Here is a 17,973-nt window from a genome sequence, read left to right as displayed (position 1 = left end):
ACATGACCGACACACCGCCCGAGGCCAGGGACCGCGCCCTGAAACCTGCCGAACCCCAGCGCAAACCCGCCGCCCGCACCGCGCGGGCCGGGATGTCGCTGGTCTGGCTGGTGCCGATCATCGCGCTGATCGTGACGCTGGGCGTCGGTTGGAACGCGCTGGCCAGCCGGGGCACGCTGATTTCGGTCGTATTCAAGGACGCCACCGGCATCACCCCCGGCGAGACGGTGCTGAAATTCCGCGAGATCACCGTGGGCAAGGTCGAGGCCGTGCGCTTCACGAACGACCTGCAACAGGTCAAGGTCGAGATCCGCGTGGACAAGGACATCGCGCCCTATATCGACAAGGATTCGCAGTTCTGGATCGTGCGCCCGCAGGTCACGGCGCAGGGCATCTCGCGGCTGGACACGGTGCTGACCGGCTCGTTCATCGAGGGGTATTGGGATGACAAGGTCGATCAGGAACAGACCGAGTTCCAGGGCCAGGACCGCCCGCCCCTGAACCGCTTCGGAGAGCATGGGACGCTGATCGTGCTTTCCGCCGAACGCTCGCGCGGCATGACCGAGGGCGCGCCGGTGCTGTTTCGCGGCGTGCAGGTCGGGCAGATGCAGAATGTCCGCCTGGACGACGGTTCCGAGGGCGTGCTGACGGATGTTTTCATCGCCGCGCCCTATGACAAGCTGCTGACGACGAACACGGCCTTCTGGGACACATCCGGCTTCTCGGTCTCGCTTGGGACGCAGGGGCTTTCGCTGAACGTGAACTCGCTGGCCTCGCTTCTGCAAGGCGGGGCCGAGTTCGCGACGCTGACCTCGGGCGGGGCGCCGGTCGATAACGGCCATGTGTTCAAGCTGCAACGCGACCAGGCCACGGCCGAGGCGAATGTCTTTACCGATGAGCGCAACGCCATCCGCCTGACCATGCTGGTGGACGAATCGGTCAAGGGGCTTGAGACCGGCGCGGATGTGCGGTTCATGGGCTTGACCGTGGGCCGGGTGACAAGCCTCGCCTCGCGCGTGGTCCAGGCCAAGGCCGGCGACCGGATCGAACAGCAGTTGACCCTGGCGATTTCGCCCGACCGGCTGGGCATGAGCGGCGATCCAAGCGCCGAGCAGGCACTGGATTTCGTCGCCGAGCAGGTCCGGCACGGCCTGCGCGCGCGCATCGCCAGCGCGGGATTCTTCGGCACCTCGCTTCAGGTCGAACTGGTCGAACAGCCCGATGCGCAGGCGGCCGAACTGGACCGCGACGCCCAACCCTATCCGGTCATCCCCTCGGTGCCGGGGCGGGTCTCGGATTTCACCGACTCGGCTCAGGGCTTTCTGGCCCGCGTCGGCAACCTGCCCATCGAAGAGGCGATCAAGTCCTTTACCGACATGATGAATTCGGTGACGGCCATCGCCAGCAACGAGGATACGCGCGCCATTCCGGGCACCCTGCGCGGCACGCTGGACGATGCCCAGGCCGCCGCCGGCGAGATCCGCCAGATCGCGGCCGAACTGCGCCAGTCGGGCGCTGCGGGTCAGATCGGCAAGATGGTCGACGAGGCCGCGGCCGCAGCCGAGGCCGTGCGTCTGGCCGCAGCCGACGTGCCCTCGATGGTCGAGCAGATCGACCAGACCGCCGCCAGGATCGGCGCGGTGGATTTCGCCGCCATCTCGACCGAAGCCGAAGGCATCCTCAAGGATGTCCGCGCGCTTCTGGGAACCGAGGATGCCGGGAAACTGCCTAAAAACCTCTCGGATACGCTGGAAGCCGCATCCGGGCTTCTGAACGACCTGCGCGACGGCAATGCGGCGGGCAGCCTGAACGCGGCGCTGGCCTCGGCCAGGACGGCGGCGGACAGTTTCTCGACCTCGGTGCAGCGCCTGCCGCAGCTTTCCGCGCGGCTGGAAGCCTTGGCCGCGCGCGCGGACGGGGTCATCGCCGCCTATGGCGACCGCTCGGCCTTCAACAACGAAACCATCAACCTGATGCGTGAGTTGCGTCGGGCCGCCAATGCCTTCGGCAGTCTGGCCCAGACCATCCAGCGCAATCCGCAAGCCTTCATCCTGGGACGGTAAGATGCGTCAGATCCTGATTTCCACGGTCCTTCTGGCGCTGCTCGCCGGCTGCTCGAACGGCGAAAAAACCGCGCGCTACCTGATCGACCCGCCCGTCTCGGGCGAGCGGCTGCCGAACCGGCTGGGCACGGCCGAGTTGAAGGACGTGTCCCTGCCCGATTACGCCTCGGCCGGAGAGGTCAGCTGGCAAAGCCCCGACGGCGCCGTGCGCTCGAACACCAAGGAGCTTTGGGCCGACAATCCGCAGCGCGCCTTCACCCTGACACTGGCGCGGACGATCTCGGACATGTCGGGCGCCACCGTGATCGCCGAGCCATGGCCCCTGTCCGAGCCGCCCCGCCGCACGCTGGAGGTGCGGGTGGAAAAGGCGCTGGCGCAGGCGAATGGCAGCTACCGCCTCAGCGGGCGCTATTTCGTCGGCGATGGCGGCACGGGCGGGACGAACCAGGCGCGCAGCTTCGACATCTCGATCCCGATACAGGATACCGCACCCGCCGAGGTGGCGCGGGCGCAGTCACTGGCCATCGCGCAACTGGCGCGCCAGATCGCCGTTCTGGGCGGACCGGGCAGCGCGATCCGCACCACCGCCCCCGCCGTGCCGCGCATGGACGACCTGTTTTCCCAGCCCCTGCCGCCGCTTGAGGGCAGCTAGCTTTCCGAGGGCATGAACTCGCCGAAGCGCCCGGCGGCGAAGACCAAAGGATGATCGCCCGGTCCGGCCACGGTCACGCGCAGCACGCGCCCGATCATCACCGTATGATCGCCCGCGTCATGCGCCGCATGGGTCTGGCAGTCGAAGCGCGCGGCGACGCCCGGAATAAGCGGCGTGCCTTCCTCCGAGTAAAGATGCGTCAGCCCGTCGAATTGCGCGCCCCCCCGGCTGAAGCGCAGGCAGGTATCGACCTGCTCGGCGCCAAGGACATGCACCGCCCAATGCGGCGCCGCGCTGAACACCCCGTGGCGGGCCGAAGTCTTGGCCGGACACCACAGCACCAGCGGCGGCTCAAGCGAGACGCTGGTGAAGCTGTTCGCGGTCATCCCCATGGGACCGCCCGGCCCCTGCGTCGTGACCACGGCGACGCCTGTGGCGAAACGCCCCAAAGCCTCGCGCAGGACGCGCCCCTCGGCATTGGCGGGGTGAAAGGTCATCTCATCGGCGAGCCGGTCGCGGGTCGCGGGGGGAATGCGGCGCATGCTGGCCCTGTCATCTGTTCCAGCGCAACCATAGCCGCGTGCAGCCGCAGCATCAAGTTCGACCGGGAAAGCCCGTGGACTGCAACGGATTCAGCGCCGCCCGCAATTCCACATGCAGCAGGGGCGGCGCGACCAGCAGGCCATCGGCCAGGGCGCGCGGAGAATTGAAGCCCAAGGCCCGGCCCGAGAGTTCCGTGGCCAGGCAGCCCGCGCGCGCGGCGATCAGGCTGCCCGCCGCGATGTCCCATTCCCAGGCCGCGCGGGTGGAAAGCGCCGCGTTGAAGCGCCCCTCGGCCACCAGGCAAAGCCGCCAGGCCAGGGACGAGCGGAACTCGCGCCGGAACGGCGGCGGACCGCCGCGCCAGAAAGCCGGATCGAGGCTGGGCTTGCCGGCCAGCACCTGCGCGCCTTCCAGGGCATGTTCCCGCCCGGCGATGGGCGCGCCGTTCAACAGCGCCGGGCCATCCGCATGGGCGCAATAGGTCAGGCGGCTTGCAGGCAGATGCACCACGGCGGCGGTGATCCGGTCCCCGGTCGCGACGGCCAGCGAATGCGAGAACCCCGCCTGCCCGTCCAGAAAGGCGCGGGTGCCGTCGATCGGATCGACGATGAAGCAATGGCTGGCATCCAGGCGCTCGGGGCTATCGGGCGATTCCTCGCTAAGCCAGCCATAATCCGGCCTCGCGCCGCGCAGAAGGCTTTCCAGATGCCGGTTCACGGCCAGATCGGCCTCGCTGACCGGACCGGCGCCCCCGCCCTTGTCCCAGGATCGCGGATCCTGGCGCCAATAGCGCAGCGCGATCTCTCCCGCTTCGACAGCGGCCTGTTCCAGCAATGCCAGGTCAGGCGCCGGCAACCGTCATCCCCTCGACCAGCAGGCTCGGCACCTTCATGCCGCGCCAGTCCTGGGCGTCATCGGCGGCGGTCATCCGCATCAGCATCCCGCGCAGATTACCGGCGATGGTGCATTCGTTGACCGGATGGGCGATCTCTCCGTTCTCGATCCAGAAGCCCGCCGCGCCCCGCGAATAATCCCCGGTCGTGCCGTTGATCGAGGCACCCAGCATCGACGTGACCAGAAGCCCCCGCCCCATGTCGCGGATCAGGTCCCACCGGCTGGCCGTCCCCTGGCTTAGCACCAGGTTCGAAACGCCGGGTGCGGGCGGGCCGCCCACCCCGCGCATGGCGCTGGCGGTCGAGCGCATCCCAAGCTTGCGCCCCGTCGCCAGGTCCAGTGTCCAGCCCTGCAACACCCCGTCGCGGATGATGGCCCGATCAGAGGTCGCCAGCCCCTCGGCATCGAAAAAGCGCGAACCGTTCATGCGCGGCAGATGCGGCAGTTCCCACAGATCGAAGCCCGGCGGCAGCACCGCCTCGCCCAAAGCGTCGCGCAGCCAGCTTGAGCCGCGCGCGATACTGGCTCCGTTCACCGCGCCGACCAGATGACCGATCAGCCCGGCGGCCACGCGCTCGTCGTAAAGGATGGGGAAGGCGCCGGTGGGCGGCTTCCTGGCGCCGCGCCGCTCGACCGTGCGCCGGCCCGCAAGCTCGCCGATCCATTCCGGCGCGGGCATGTCCGACAGGTGGATGCGCGTCTCTCCGGCCCAGTCGCGCTCCATCCCGGCACCCTGCCCGGTGATAGCCACCGCCGAAAGGCTGTGCCCGCTGCGGCCGTAGCCCGCCGAAAAGCCGTTCGAGGCCGCAAGCCACATCCGCCGCGCCACATGCGCCGCCGAGGCCGATTCGACCGTCGAAACGCCCTGCACCGCCAGGGCCGCCGCCTCGGCGCGCAAGGCGGCCTCTTGCAGCGCCTCGGGGGTCGGCTCGGGCGAAGGGTCCATCAGGTCCAGCGCGGCGCTGTCGGTCGCGCGGGTCAGTTCCTCGGGCTCGGCCAGGCCCAGCGTGTCGTCGACCGGCGCCTCGCGTGCCATGGCGACGGCACGAACGGCCATTTCCTCGATGGTGCGGGCCGAATGATCCGAGGCCGAGACGCAAGCCTGCCGACCGCCCAGGATCACCCGCAGCCCGATCTCGATCCCCTCGGCACGCTCGGCATGCTCCAGCTTGCCCGCCCGCACATCGACCGAAACCGAGGCCGCCCGCACCGCGACCGCATCCGCCTGATCGGCCCCGGCGTGGCGCGCCGCCCGCAGCAGTTCTTCGCCCAGGGATCGCAGGCGGGCGTCGTCGGTCATGGCATTCCCCTTGAAGAAATCCGGCCCCATGGAAAAAGCGGGCCATAAAAGAATAACGGGGCCAGCCGGACGGCAGACCCCTTTCGCGATGCCCCGGCCCTATTTGATCTGCTGGCCATTGGCAAAGATCTGGCCGCCGTCGCGGAAGTCCAGATCTGTCGTCAGCTTGTCGGGGTTGCCATCGACCGGCTTGGCGAACATCGCCAGCATCATCCGCACGCCCATCATCTGGTCCTGCGGGATCAGGCCCATCGCGCCCAGCTTGTCCAGCAGCCCGTTCACGCCTTCATATTCGGCATGAACCTGGCCCAGGGGCGTGTTGATGTCGCCGCCCTCGGGGGCCTTCAGACTGCCCGTCGCGCTGACCTTTGCCCCCAGGGCATCCAGCGCGATCTGGTTGATCGTCACCTCGACCGGCGCCATGGGAGGGGAGATCGCCTCCTCGGCATCGGCCATGGCCTCGGCATCGTCGGCCGGCGCGTCGGGATCCATGCCCTCGGCGGTGGCGTCGTCCGTCGCGTCCGCCGGCGGCTCGTCATCCGAGGCTGGGGAACGAGGATCGAGCAGATTCACGGTCACCTTCATCAGCCCGGTCAGGTCCAGATCCAGCGAGGCCGGATCGCGCGGCAACCTGGCCTCGGGGTCGAACATCGCCCACATCTCGTCGCCCAGGGTCAGCCCGGCCAGCGAATAGGCCAGCTTGAAAGGCTGGGGCGTCTCGTTACGGCTGATCGGCAGTTGCAGGTCCATGCTGGCGCTCTGGATGCCGTAGCGGATCGGCATCGGAAGCTGCGGTGAAGTCATCTCGAAGGCGACAGCATCCGAGCCGACCCGATAGCCCAGCCCGTCGCGCGACATACTGAAGCCGGCATCCAGGCCCTTGCCGTCGTATTTGCCTGCGCCGCTGGTCGGCTGGCCATCCTCGTCCTTGCCCGAGAAATCGAAGGTCGCGGCCAGACTGCCCAGCTTCAATGCGCCCTCGATGGCCAAGCCCGATTCCAGCGCACGGGCCAGCAATGCGCCCTCGATGTCATGGCCCGATTCCATAGCCCGAGCCAGATCGGTATCGAGGTTCGAGGCCCTGGCCGGCCCGATCATCGTGCCTTGGCTTTCCAGCCCGGCCATATCGCCCTGGAAACGCACCTTGTCCGCGTTCTCGTCGGTGACCTCGCCCTGGAAGGCCAGCTTCGCCGAGGTCATCCGATAGTCGTATTTGCTGGGCGCGCCGTGGAACTGCCCGGCCGAGTTCTCCAACTTGAAAGTTATCGGAATAGCCCGGTCCTGCCCGTTCGTCCTGATCGTGCTAAGCGTCACGTCAATGACCGGATAGTCGAAGTCATGCGTCATGTCCTGGGGCGCGCCGCTGGTCAGCATGCTGTTTCCCGGCATGTCCACCACCACGGGCACCGAGAATTCCGCGCCATCCTCGTCCGTGCCCGAGATGTCCATGGTCATCCGCTCGGCGAAGACCGATCTCACCTTGCCGTCGCCCGCATCGCTCAGCCGGACCTGGGGCACCTTGGTCACGACCTTGCTGGAATCGGCCCAGCCGGTGATGGTGATGTCGTTGAGCGTCAGCGTGCCGCCTGCCTTGTCGCGCCCGCCCTCGGTCACGGTATAGCCTAGCGACTGGTAGTAATCGACCCAGGATTGCCACACCTCTTCGGGGGCGACATCGGCAAAGGCGGGCGCGGTCATCACCGCCAGCGCCAGAGCGGAGCTTGTCAGTCGAAGGGACATCTCATTACCTTTCCAGGGCGAATGCCTTTTAAAAGAGTATTTGTCCGGCTTTTGCCACAGCCGAAATGCAGGTCCAAGGAGTGATAGCATGATCTTGATCGATTTCGAGGACGGCCTGGGCCGGATCACGATCTCGCGCGTCGAAAAGGCCAATTCGCTGACCGCCGGGATGCTGGCGGAGCTTGAGGCGGCCTTCCTGGATCTGCGCGGGCGACCGGACCTGCGCGCGGTGATCCTGACCGGGGCAGGCAAGGTCTTTTCCGCCGGGGCCGATCTTGAGGCCGCGCGGGCCGGGCTTGCGACATCGCCGCTGTGGGAACGGCTTTCGGGCGCCGTCTCCGGGATGCCCTGCCTGACCGTCGCGGCGCTGAACGGCACCGTGGCCGGAGGCGCCATGGGCATGGTGCTGGCCTGCGATCTGCGCATCGCCGTGCCCGAGGCGCGGTTCTTTTATCCCGTGATGCGGCTGGGCTATCTGCCCCAGCCCAGCGATCCGGCGCGGCTGGCGGCGCTGGCCGGGCCGTCGCGGGCCAGGGTGATCCTGCTTGCCGGCCAGAAGATCGGCGCCGAGGAGGCGCTGGCCTGGGGCCTGGTGGACCGGCTGGCCACGCCCGAGGCACTGATCCCCGAGGCCATCGCGCTTTGCGCAGATGCGCGGGCAGGCAAGGATGGCCACGCGGCGGCGATCAAGGCGATGATCCCCGCAGGGCCTTGACGGCGGCGGGGATGGGGGCTCCGCCCCCGCGCCTGACCCACCCCTAGATGGGGTGGGTCAGGCGCCCCCCCGGGATATTTGGGCAAGAAAGAGAAGGAGGAGCCGTTCCGTGGACGAATGCCGGCGTGTGGACCAGACGGGTGGGATAGTCTGCGCGGCGGTCGGCTTGCAGACGATCCATGCCGCCAGGCCGTCCTAGAATATCCGGGCATAGCGGCGCCCACGGGCACCTTGTCCCTTGCTGCGCGCCTCGTGGTTGTGCCGGGCGATCTCGTGTGCATGCACTTTTCCTGACCGGCGCCAAAGGAAAGGGAACACGCCCTCTCGGGGTGATGCGCCGGTGCCATGAGGCGTGGCCTCGGCAAGGCGCTCCCGCAAGGCCGGATGGATGATCGCAGAATGCAAGCCCCATGCTCGCGGCCAAGGCAGCGCCCCATTGCACGAGGCGTTCGGCGCCAGTGCCACGAGATCGAGACCTCCTTCGCCAGGCTCAAGGGGTGCCATCCGCATCGCCGCTGACGGAAACCTCTGGCTTTGATCAATGAGGCATGGGCTTAGGCGTAGATGGCTTCCTTGCCGAAATGGGTGCAAAGCAGGTAGTAAAACACCGCGCGATATTTGTTGCGGTTGGCGCTGCCGTATTTCTGCACCGTGGCCTCGATCGCCTGCATCAGTTCGGGACCGTCCGCCAGGCCCAGCTTCTTGATCAGGTAGTTCTGCTTGACCCGCTCCAGCTCGGACTTGTCCGAGCTGGCCACGGTTTCGGCATCGTCATTGTAGATCGACGGCCCGCAGCCGATCACCACCTTGGTCAGCAGGTCCATGTCGGGCGTGATGCCCAGCTTGTCCTTCAGGTCGGCCGCGTATTTCGCAATCAGGTCGTCGCGTTTGCTCATGGGACTCCCCCCGTTGATTGATGGGAGGAGCCTAACCTGCTGGAGTCAAATGGCAACAAAAACCGTCAATAGCGGTAATGCTCGGCCTTGAACGGGCCTTCCGGGGTCACGCCGATATAGGCGGCCTGTTCGGGGGAAAGCTTGCTCAGCTTGACGCCGATCCGATCCAGGTGAAGGCGCGCGACCTTTTCGTCCAGGTGCTTGGGCAGGATATAGACGCCAGGCCGGTATTCGCCGCCGCGAACCCAAAGCTCGATCTGGGCCAGCACCTGGTTGGTGAAGCTGGCCGACATGACGAAACTGGGATGGCCGGTGGCATTGCCCAGATTCAGCAGCCGCCCTTCGGACAGAAGGATGATGCGGCTGCCCGAGGGCATCTCGATCAGGTCGACCTGCTCCTTGACATTGGTCCATTTGTGGTTGCGCAGGGCGGCGACCTGGATCTCGTTGTCGAAATGGCCGATATTGCCGACGATGGCCATGTCCTTCATCGCACGCATATGCTCGATGCGGATCACGTCCTTGTTGCCGGTGGTGGTGACGAAGATGTCGGCGCTGTCCACCACATCTTCCAGCAGCACCACCTCGAACCCGTCCATGGCCGCTTGCAGGGCGCAGATCGGGTCCACCTCGGTCACCTTCACCCGCGCGCCGGCACCGCGCAGCGACGCGGCCGAGCCCTTGCCCACGTCGCCATAGCCGCAGACCACCGCGACCTTGCCTGCCATCATCACGTCGGTGGCGCGGCGGATGCCGTCCACCAGCGATTCCTTGCAGCCGTATTTGTTGTCGAATTTCGACTTGGTGACGCTGTCGTTCACGTTGATCGCCGGAAAGGGCAGCAGCCCCTTCTTGTGCAGATCGTAAAGGCGATGGACGCCCGTGGTGGTTTCCTCGGACACGCCCTTGATCGCGTCACGCTGCGCCGTGAACCAGCCGGGCGAGGCCGCCAGTCGCATGCGGATCTGGGCGAAAAGCGCCTCTTCCTCTTCGCTGGTGGGCACCCCAATCAGGTCGGTTTCGCCCGCCTCGACGCGCGCGCCCAGAAGGACATACATGGTCGCGTCGCCGCCATCGTCCAGGATCATGTTCGCGGTGCCTTCCGCGAACTGGAAGATGCGGTCCGTATAGGACCAGTATTCCGGCAGCGTCTCGCCCTTGATGGCAAAGACCGGGATGCCGGCCTTGGCGATCGCCGCCGCCGCATGGTCCTGGGTCGAGAAGATGTTGCACGAGGCCCAGCGGACCTCGGCCCCCAGCGCCGTCAGCGTCTCGATCAGGGCGGCGGTCTGCACGGTCATGTGCAGCGATCCCGCGATGCGCGCGCCCTTCAGGGGCTTCGCTTCGCCATATTCGGCGCGCAGCGCCATCAGGCCGGGCATCTCGGTCTCGGCGATGTCCAGTTCCTTGCGGCCGTAATCGGCCAGCGCGATGTCCTTGATGATATGGTCCATGATGGCCTCGGCATGTCTGATTTTGGCCGGGGCTTAGCACTTGCCGGGCCGGGGCGCAAATCGCGGCACCCCCGGCCAGGGCGTTCCTGTAAGATTCACGGCTGGCGCGATTGCGAGCGGTATCATAACCTGCCGCGCGACATGAGGGCTGCACCAGATGAGGAGGGGCAAAGCGTGGCAATCTTGCTGGCGGATGTCGGGGGCACCAACGCACGGCTGGCCTTGGCCAGGACCGATGGGATCTATACCGGCAGCATCACCCGGTTCCGAGGGGACGATCACGCAAGCTTCGACGAGGTGATCAGGCTGTTTCTAGAACGCGAGGGCACGCCGAAGATCGAGGCGGTCTGCGTCGCGGTCGCCGGTCCCGTCTCGCAGGGGCGGGCGCGGCTGACGAACCGCGACTGGGATTTCAGCGAGGACCGGCTTCTGGCGCTGACCGGCGCGGGGCGGGCACGGCTGATCAACGACCTGATCGCGCTTGGCTATGCCACCCCGGCGCTTAGCGGGGATGCGGCGGGCTTCGTCCTGGGCCAGCCCCTGCCCGAGGGCAGCAACGGCCAGCGCCTGGTGGTCAATGCCGGGACCGGCTTCAATGTCTGCGCGGTCAAGGTGCTGCCGGGCGGCGGCATCGCCTGCCTGGAAGCCGAGGAAGGCCATACCCGCCTGCCGGTCTCGATCGCCGCGCCCCTGGCCCAGATCCTGGGCGAGAAGGCCGCCCAGCTTGATTCGGTCGAGGAGCTTTTCGCCGGGCGCGGCCTTGCCAACCTGCATGCGCTGCGGACCGGCACCCCCCCCGCACGCGCCGAAACCGTGGTCCAGGCCGCCGAGGCAGGCGAGCCCGAGGCGGTGGCAAGCTGTGACCTCTATGCACGCCTCTTTGGCCTGATCTGCCGCGAACTGGCGCTGCGATTCATGCCCAAGGATGGCATGTTCCTGGCCGGAAGCGTGGCGCGCAGCGTGACCCAGCGCCTTGAAATCTTTCGGGCGGCCTATCACTCGGACCCGCTGATGGGACAGATCCCGCAATCCGTTCCGGTCGGCGTGATCCGCGACGACATGGCCGCCTTGCATGGCTGTCTGGCCGCCATCGGCTGACCAACCGCCGGGCTTTTCCCGGCAAGTGCTGGATTTCAGGGCGGATGCCTGCAAGACTGGGCAAAACAAGCCAAGAGCAGGGCGGCCAAGATGAAACGACTCTTGAAGGCGGGCACCGCCGTCGCGATCATGCTGGGAACCGGGACGGGCATGGTGCTGGCGCAATCCTCTGGGTCGGGTTCCTCCGGTTCGGGCGGGTCGGGATCGGGTTCTTCGGCCTCGTCGCCTTTCTCGGGGCTGTTCGGCGGGCGCAAGGGCAACGAGACCTCGCCCATCAACCTGGATTTCCACATCTCGCGGGATCAGGACGATCTGCTGTCGCCCATCCGCGACACCTCGCTTCTGGTCAGCGCACAGGACGAGGGGCGCGTGACCGGGCAGGATCTTCTGGCCGCGGCGCGCAGCGATTACGCCCGTATCCTGGGCGTGCTTTACGACGAGGGCTATTACACCGTCCTCATCAACATCACCCTGGACGGGGTCGAGGCGGCCAGCATCGCACCGCTGGACGCGCCGAAACTGATCAAGAACGTCACGGTCACCGTCGATCCGGGACCGCGCTTCCGCTACAGCCGCGCCGAGGTGGCGCCGGTCGCGCCGGGAACCGACCTGCCCAAGGACTACCGCAAGGGCGAGATCGCGCGCACCGGCGACATGAAGACCGCCGCCACCTCGGCCGTTGACGGCTGGCGCCATGTCGGCCACGCCAAGGCCGATGTCGCCGGCACCCAGATCGTGGCCGATCACGCCGCCAACACCATCGACAGCCGCATCGCCATCCGCCCCGGCCCCTCGGTCCGCTTCGGCGAATTGACCATTCGCGGCGAAAAACGCATGGACCCGCGGCGGCTGCACAAGATCGCGGGCTTTCCCACCGGCCAGACCTTCGATCCCGAGAAGCTGGAGGATGTGCGCAAGCGGTTGCGCCGCTCGGGCGTGTTTTCGGCGATCACGCTGACCGAGGCGGATTACCTCAACCCCGACAACACCCTGGACGTGGACCTGCTGGTCGCCGAACAGAAGCTGCGCCGCCTGGGGGCGGGCGTCGAATATTCGACCAGCGAGGGGCTTTCCCTTTCCGGCTACTGGATCAACCGCAACCTGCTTCGCGGAGGCGAAAGGCTGCGGCTGGATGCGGGTGTCTCGGATATCGGGGGCGATACCGGGCGCGACTATAACCTGAGTGCGCGCATCGACCGCCCGGCCACGCTGAACGCCGACACCACGGGCTATGTCCTGGCCGAGGCGGAAAGCGAGCAGGAAGAGGATTACGACCTGAAATCCGGCACCGTCGGGATCGGCTTCACCTATATCCCCAACGACCAGCTTACCGCCGATATCGGGCTGCAATACCGCGCGCTAAGGGTCGATGACGATTCCGGGCGCACCAATTTCCGGCTGCTCGCCCTGCCCGCCTCGGTCACCTGGGACAAGCGCGACAACCAGACCGACGCCAAGCACGGCTACTGGATTTACGGCAGCCTGACCCCCTTCCTGGGCTTGCAGGACGAGACCGACAACGGCGCCCAGGCCATCGCCGAAGGGCGCGGCTATTACAGTTTCGGCACTGACGACCGCTTCACGCTGGCGGGCCGCGCCCGGATGGGCACCGTCCTGGGGGCCGAAATCGAAAAGACGCCCCGCGACTATCTTTTCTGGTCCGGCGGCGGCGGCACGGTGCGCGGGCACTCCTATCAATCCCTGGGCGTCGAGGTGATCGAGGGGTCGGACGGGACCGTCAAGACCGGCGGCATGTCCATCGTCACCCTGACCGCCGAGACCCGCATCCAGGTCCGCGAAAAGATCGGCCTGGCGCTTTTCGCCGATGCCGGCCGCGTCTGGGAGGACAGCGCCTTTTCGGGTGGCAACGGCTGGCAGGCCGGCGCGGGCGCGGGCATCCGCTACGCGACGCCGATCGGCCCCTTGCGCTTCGACATCGCCGCGCCGGTGGGCGGGGGCGATGACGACGATTCCGGTATTCAGGTCTATATCGGACTGGGGCAGGCATTCTGATGATACCGCAAAAGCTGATCACCCGACTTCTGGCCGCCGCCTGGCTTGCGGCGATGCTGCCCATCCTGGCTCCTGTCGCGACCCCCGACCCGGCCCAGGCGCAAGAGGCAAGCATCGTCGACATCGCCCGCGAGGCCCCCGACGACAAGGGTTTCATCACCCGGCTCTTGCAGGAAAAGCTGTCCGGCGCGGGCCGGCAGGTCACCATCGACGGCTTTCAGGGCGCGCTATCCTCGCGCGCGACCTTCACCCGGATGACCATCGCCGACGATCAGGGCGTCTGGATCACCCTTGAGAACGGCGCCATGAGCTGGAGCCGCAGCGCGCTTCTGTCCCGCCGCGTCCAGATCGACGAGCTTTCGGCCGAAAAGGTCGTCCTGCCCCGCCTTCCCGGAGGCGGCGGCGATCCCGCCCTGCCCCAGCCCGAGGCGCGGGAATTCTCGCTGCCGCAACTGCCGGTCTCGGTCAATATCGACAAGATCTCGGTCGGCCGGGTCGAACTGGGCCAGCCCGTGCTGGGCCAGGAGGCGGTGCTGGCCGTCGAGGGCGCGATGAACCTCGCCAACGGCGAGGGCGCGACCAAGCTGGTCATCAACCGGGTCGACGGGCCGCGCGGCGCCTTCCAGCTTGACACGAGCTTTTCCAACGAGACCCGCGTGCTGGCGCTGAACCTGACGCTGGACGAGGATCGGAACGGGCTGTTCACCAATATCGTCAAGATGAACGGCCGCCCCGCGATCCAGGCGCAGATCAACGGCACCGGGCCGCTTTCGGATTACACGGCGAATATCAAGCTTGCCACCGATGACGAGCCGCGCGTGACCGGCACCGTCTCGGTCAAGGCCGAGGCACGGGACGGCGCGCAGGGCACCGCCTTCCGCGCGGCCCTGGACGGCGACATCTCCAGCCTGACCTCGCCGCGCAACCAGCAATTCTTCGCGGGCAAGTCCTATATCCGCGCCGATGGCTGGCGCGGCGCCGACGGCAGGCTGCTGGTGCCGGAACTGAAGGTCGTGACCGGCGGCCTGGACCTTTCCGGCTCGGTCGCGACCACCGCCAAGGGGGCGCCGGAAAGCGCGAACCTGACGCTGCTTCTGGGCTCGGACGCGGGCGCGACGCAGCTTCCCGTGGCGCTGCCCTTCGGCGATCAGCCGCTGACGGTGACCTCGGGCAGCCTGCGGCTGGTCTATGACATCAGCCAGGGCTCGGGCTGGGAACTGACGGGCCGGGTCGGCGACATCGAACACCCCCGGCTCAGCATGTCCGAGCTGCGGCTGGACGGGCGCGGACGCGTGGTGCTGACCCCGGATCAGGCGCTGCAAGAGGTGCGCGGCTGGGTCGCCTTCGGCATGGACGACCTGAAGCCCGCCGATCCCGGCCAGGCCAAGGCCCTGGGCCAGATCCTGAACGGCGGCCTGAACTTCGCCTTCACCCCCGGCAACGCGCTGAAGTTCTGGGGCATGAACATCAATGGCGACGGCTATGGCGTGCAGGGCGAGATGGCCGTCTCGGGCCTTAGCAGCGGCATCACCCTGACCGGAGACGTGAACGCCCAGCACCGCCACCTGGCCAATTTCTCGGCCCTGGCGGGACGCGAGCTTGGCGGCAGCGCCGAGGCCGCGATCAAGGGCAGCTATACCCTGCTGAGCAAGGGCTTCGATCTGGACACCCAGATCAAGGGCACCGACATCCGCGTGGGCGAAGCGCATGCAGACCGCATGCTGGCGGGCGCCTCGACCATCGACCTTGGCGCGCGGCGCGACACCCGCGGCATCCAGGTGCGCAGGCTTCAGGTCAATGCCCGGAATCTGACGGCGCAGGCGCAGGGCTTCATCAGCACCGCCAGCAGCGACCTGACCGCCCAGATTTCCATGCCCGACCTGTCCGTCGCCGATCCGCGCTATTCCGGCGCGGTCCAGACCGAGGCCAAGCTGACCGGACCCAAGGGCGCGCGGCAACTATCGCTGAACGGCCAGGCCGACAACCTGGTGCTGGACCGCCCCGAGATCGACGGCGCCTTCAAGGGCCGGACCGACCTGATCATCTCGTTGCTGGAAAAGAACGGCACCTATGAATTGCAGACCTTTGACCTGAAGAACCCGCAACTGGATGCCGAGGGGGCGGGGACCTTCTCGATCGAGGCGCTGGACGGGCGGCTCTCGGTCTCGATGCCGGACCTTTCGGTCCTGGGCCGGGGCATGTCGGGCGGCGTCACCCTGCAAGGCGCGGCCAGCAAGCGCGGCGCCACCCGGCGGTTGGAACTGACCGGGCGCGGGACCGATCTGCGGCTGGGCCAGCAGGACGTGGACGGCGCGCTGACCGGGATCACGAACCTGAAGCTGCTGGCGCACGAAGAGGCGGGCGAGTTCACCATCGAAAGCTTCAACCTGGACAACCAGCAGATGCAGGCGACCGCGCAGGGCCGGATCGGCACGGCCACGGACATGGCCGGGCAGGTGCGGATCGCCTCGCTGGCCAGCTTCGGCCGGGGCTGGCGCGGTGCGCTGGACGCGCGGGGCAGCTTCAAGGACGACGGCTCGGGCGCGCGGGTGCTGGACGTGACCGGCACCGGCCAGGATCTGAATTTCGGCCAGGCCCAGATCGACGGCGCGCTGGCCGGGGCCACCCGGCTGGCCGTGCAGGGGCTGGAACGAGAGGGCGTCTTCACCATCCAGACCGCGCGGATCGAGAATCCGCGCCTGAACCTGGATGCGCAGGGCAAGCTGGGCCAGGGTGCGACCGATCTTCGCGCCACCCTGCGCGCCGACGACCTGCGCTTTCTGGGCCGGGGCTTTCGCGGCGCGCTGCAAGCCGATGCGCAGGTCGCCGACCAGCCGGGCGGCGGGCGCGGCATCACCGCCAAGGGCAATGCCCGCGGCCTGGCCATCGGCAACCCCAAGGCCGACGCGATCCTGGCGGGCGATACCGCCGTGGATCTGGCCGCGACCCAGCGCGCCGATGGCAGCCTGACGGTCAGCCGCTTGCAGGCCGGAAACGGCAACTTCCGCATCTCGGGCGACGGCAGCCCGACCGAGGGGCTGAACCTGGACGCGCGGCTGAACGATCTGGCGGCGCTGGTGCCGGGCTTCTCGGGTCCGGCGCAGGTGCGGGGACGCATCCACAATACCGGCCAGGTCTATGACATGAACCTGACCGCCACCGCGCCCGGCGATACCCAGGCGCGGATCACCGGCAATGTCGCGACGGGAATGGAGCGGATGGACCTGCGGGTCGAGGGCAGTTCGAACGCCGCCGCCGCCAACCCCTTCCTGCGCACCCGCTCGATCGAGGGACCGCTAAGCTTCGACCTGCGCATGAACGGCGCGCCGGGGCTGGACGCGCTGAGCGGCAGGCTGAACCTGTCGCGCGGCCGTCTGGCCGAGCCGCGCTTTGGCCTGGCCATCGGCGCGCTGGACGCCACTGTCGAATTCGACGGTCCCCACCTTGGCGTGAACATCGACGGCACGGTCGAGAATGGCGGCCGCGTCACCGTGAACGGCCCCATCACCCTGACCGGAAACCGGCCGCTGGACCTGACCGTGCGCCTGATCGACGTGGTGCTGCGCGATCCGAACCTTTACGAGACGCGCGCCAACGGGACGATCACCGTAACCGGCCCCCAGATCGGCGGGCCGCTGGTCGCGGGCCGGATCAATCTGGGCCATACGGAACTACGCATCCCCTCGACCGGCCTGGGGGGTGCCAAGGCCATCCCAGACATCAAGCACCTTTCCGAGCGCCCGCCGCAGCGGCAGACGCGGGCCAAGGCCGGACTTCTGGAATTCCCTAGCGCCGATGCAACCGCCGCCGGCATGACCTCGCCCCCGGCGACTCCCGGAGACAACCCGCCCCGCTTTGACCTGACCATCTCGGCCCCCGATGAGGTCTATCTGCGCGGGCGCGGCGTCGATGCCGAATTCGGCGGCGAGATCCGCCTGACAGGCACCGCACGCCAGCCGATTCCGGTCGGGAATTTCGAACTGATCCGGGGCCGGGTCGATCTGCTGGGCAAACGCTTCGATCTGACCGAGGGGCTGGTCGAGTTGCAGGGCAGCCTGATCCCGGTGATACGGCTGGTCGCCCAGACCGAACAGGACAGCACCACCACCCGCATCATCATCGACGGCGAGGCCCGCGACCCGGACATCACCTTCGAATCCTCGCCCGAAATGCCCGAAGAGGAAGTGCTGTCCCAGCTTCTGTTCGGGCGCGGGCTGGACAATATCTCGGCGCTTCAGGCCGCCCAGCTGGCAAACGCGGTGGCGACGCTGGCCGGGCACGGCGGCGACGGGATCATCGGGCGGCTGCGCGCCTCGACCGGCCTTGACGATCTGGACCTGACCACGGACGATCAGGGCAATGTCTCGGTCCGGGCGGGGAAATACCTGTCCGAGAACGTCTATACGGATGTCCAGGTCGACAATGCCGGCAAGACCGAACTGAACCTGAACCTTGATGTGTCCAAGGCCCTGACCGCACGCGGCTCGGTCGACAGCGAGGGGGACAGTTCGCTGGGACTGTTCTATGAGCGCGACTATTGACGCCGCGCAATCCAGCGATGCGCCAGGCGCATCGCTGCGACCCTGGGGTATGCTTGATCTTTCC

12 protein-coding genes are annotated in these 17,973 nt (G+C 67.5%); 6 read left to right on the top strand and 6 right to left on the bottom strand.

What is annotated here, in order from left to right:
* Window positions 1–2 precede the first annotated feature (2 nt).
* A complete protein-coding gene (locus QM682_RS00655; protein WP_415126052.1) occupies window positions 3–2,063 on the top strand; it encodes an intermembrane transport protein PqiB in 2,061 nt (686 codons plus the stop codon).
* Between the two features lies 1 nt (window position 2,064).
* Window positions 2,065–2,715, top strand: a complete 651-nt coding sequence (locus QM682_RS00650) for a membrane integrity-associated transporter subunit PqiC (protein WP_415126050.1) — start codon at window positions 2,065–2,067, stop codon at window positions 2,713–2,715.
* On the opposite strand, the gene QM682_RS00645 is transcribed toward QM682_RS00650, so the two are convergent.
* From QM682_RS00645 to QM682_RS00630, 4 genes are all read right to left on the bottom strand, one after another.
* Window positions 2,712–3,257: a flavin reductase family protein gene (locus QM682_RS00645; RefSeq protein WP_415126048.1), complete on the bottom strand. Its 546-nt coding sequence runs from the start codon at window positions 3,255–3,257 to the stop codon at window positions 2,712–2,714. The two genes, QM682_RS00650 and QM682_RS00645, sit on opposite strands and share 4 nt — an antisense overlap.
* A gap of 52 nt (window positions 3,258–3,309) precedes the next feature.
* Window positions 3,310–4,113: an inositol monophosphatase family protein gene (locus QM682_RS00640; RefSeq protein WP_415126046.1), complete on the bottom strand. Its 804-nt coding sequence runs from the start codon at window positions 4,111–4,113 to the stop codon at window positions 3,310–3,312.
* Entirely contained in the window at window positions 4,100–5,452 is a 1,353-nt protein-coding gene (locus QM682_RS00635) for a TldD/PmbA family protein (RefSeq protein ID WP_415126044.1), read from the bottom strand. Before QM682_RS00635 ends, QM682_RS00640 begins: the two co-directional genes overlap by 14 nt.
* A 99-nt stretch (window positions 5,453–5,551) precedes the next feature.
* Window positions 5,552–7,192 carry a DUF2125 domain-containing protein gene (locus tag QM682_RS00630; RefSeq protein ID WP_415126040.1) on the bottom strand — a complete coding sequence of 547 codons (1,641 nt, stop codon included), beginning with the start codon at window positions 7,190–7,192 and terminating at the stop codon, window positions 5,552–5,554.
* Window positions 7,193–7,280: 88 nt separating this feature from the next.
* Between QM682_RS00630 and QM682_RS00625 the strand changes: the two genes are divergently transcribed.
* Complete coding sequence (locus QM682_RS00625) at window positions 7,281–7,907, top strand: enoyl-CoA hydratase/isomerase family protein (RefSeq protein ID WP_415126037.1); 627 nt, start codon at window positions 7,281–7,283, stop codon at window positions 7,905–7,907.
* A 554-nt stretch (window positions 7,908–8,461) separates the two neighbouring features.
* Here the strand turns inward: QM682_RS00625 and QM682_RS00620 are convergent.
* Together QM682_RS00620 and ahcY are read right to left on the bottom strand one after the other, a co-directional pair.
* Entirely contained in the window at window positions 8,462–8,803 is a 342-nt protein-coding gene (locus QM682_RS00620) for a DUF2853 family protein (RefSeq protein WP_415126035.1), read from the bottom strand.
* A gap of 65 nt (window positions 8,804–8,868) precedes the next feature.
* Window positions 8,869–10,260, bottom strand: coding sequence for an adenosylhomocysteinase (ahcY, locus tag QM682_RS00615; RefSeq protein WP_415126525.1), 1,392 nt, complete (start codon window positions 10,258–10,260; stop codon window positions 8,869–8,871).
* Window positions 10,261–10,431: 171 nt separating this feature from the next.
* Between ahcY and QM682_RS00610 the strand changes: the two genes are divergently transcribed.
* From QM682_RS00610 to QM682_RS00600, 3 genes are all read left to right on the top strand, one after another.
* On the top strand, window positions 10,432–11,355 hold the full coding sequence (locus tag QM682_RS00610; RefSeq protein ID WP_415126033.1) for a glucokinase: 924 nt from the start codon (window positions 10,432–10,434) through the stop codon (window positions 11,353–11,355).
* A gap of 90 nt (window positions 11,356–11,445) precedes the next feature.
* Complete coding sequence (locus QM682_RS00605; protein WP_415126031.1) at window positions 11,446–13,368, top strand: autotransporter assembly complex protein TamA; 1,923 nt, start codon at window positions 11,446–11,448, stop codon at window positions 13,366–13,368.
* Window positions 13,368–17,909 (top strand): translocation/assembly module TamB domain-containing protein, encoded by a 4,542-nt coding sequence (locus QM682_RS00600; protein ID WP_415126029.1) that lies wholly within the window; start codon window positions 13,368–13,370, stop codon window positions 17,907–17,909. The genes QM682_RS00605 and QM682_RS00600 overlap by 1 nt, the downstream gene beginning before the upstream one ends.
* Window positions 17,910–17,973: the final 64 nt, after the last annotated feature.

Origin of the sequence: Paracoccus sp. (in: a-proteobacteria) (assembly GCF_047605025.1) — a bacterium.
In the GTDB taxonomy this organism is placed as follows: Bacteria; Pseudomonadota; Alphaproteobacteria; order Rhodobacterales; family Rhodobacteraceae; genus Paracoccus.
Note: the sequence above shows the minus strand (reverse complement) of the source record. Positions and strands in the feature narration are given on the sequence as shown.

Bases quoted from the DNA above. Each gene is read 5' to 3' on its own strand.
- QM682_RS00600 (WP_415126029.1), top strand. From the start codon at position 13,368: ATGATACCGCAAAAGCTGATCACCCGACTTCTGGCCGCCGCCTGGCTT.
- QM682_RS00645 (WP_415126048.1), bottom strand. From the start codon at position 3,257: ATGCGCCGCATTCCCCCCGCGACCCGCGACCGGCTCGCCGATGAGATG.
- QM682_RS00655 (WP_415126052.1), top strand. From the start codon at position 3: ATGACCGACACACCGCCCGAGGCCAGGGACCGCGCCCTGAAACCTGCC.
- QM682_RS00650 (WP_415126050.1), top strand. From the start codon at position 2,065: ATGCGTCAGATCCTGATTTCCACGGTCCTTCTGGCGCTGCTCGCCGGC.
- QM682_RS00635 (WP_415126044.1), bottom strand. From the start codon at position 5,452: ATGACCGACGACGCCCGCCTGCGATCCCTGGGCGAAGAACTGCTGCGG.
- QM682_RS00620 (WP_415126035.1), bottom strand. From the start codon at position 8,803: ATGAGCAAACGCGACGACCTGATTGCGAAATACGCGGCCGACCTGAAG.
- QM682_RS00630 (WP_415126040.1), bottom strand. From the start codon at position 7,192: ATGTCCCTTCGACTGACAAGCTCCGCTCTGGCGCTGGCGGTGATGACC.
- QM682_RS00605 (WP_415126031.1), top strand. From the start codon at position 11,446: ATGAAACGACTCTTGAAGGCGGGCACCGCCGTCGCGATCATGCTGGGA.
- QM682_RS00625 (WP_415126037.1), top strand. From the start codon at position 7,281: ATGATCTTGATCGATTTCGAGGACGGCCTGGGCCGGATCACGATCTCG.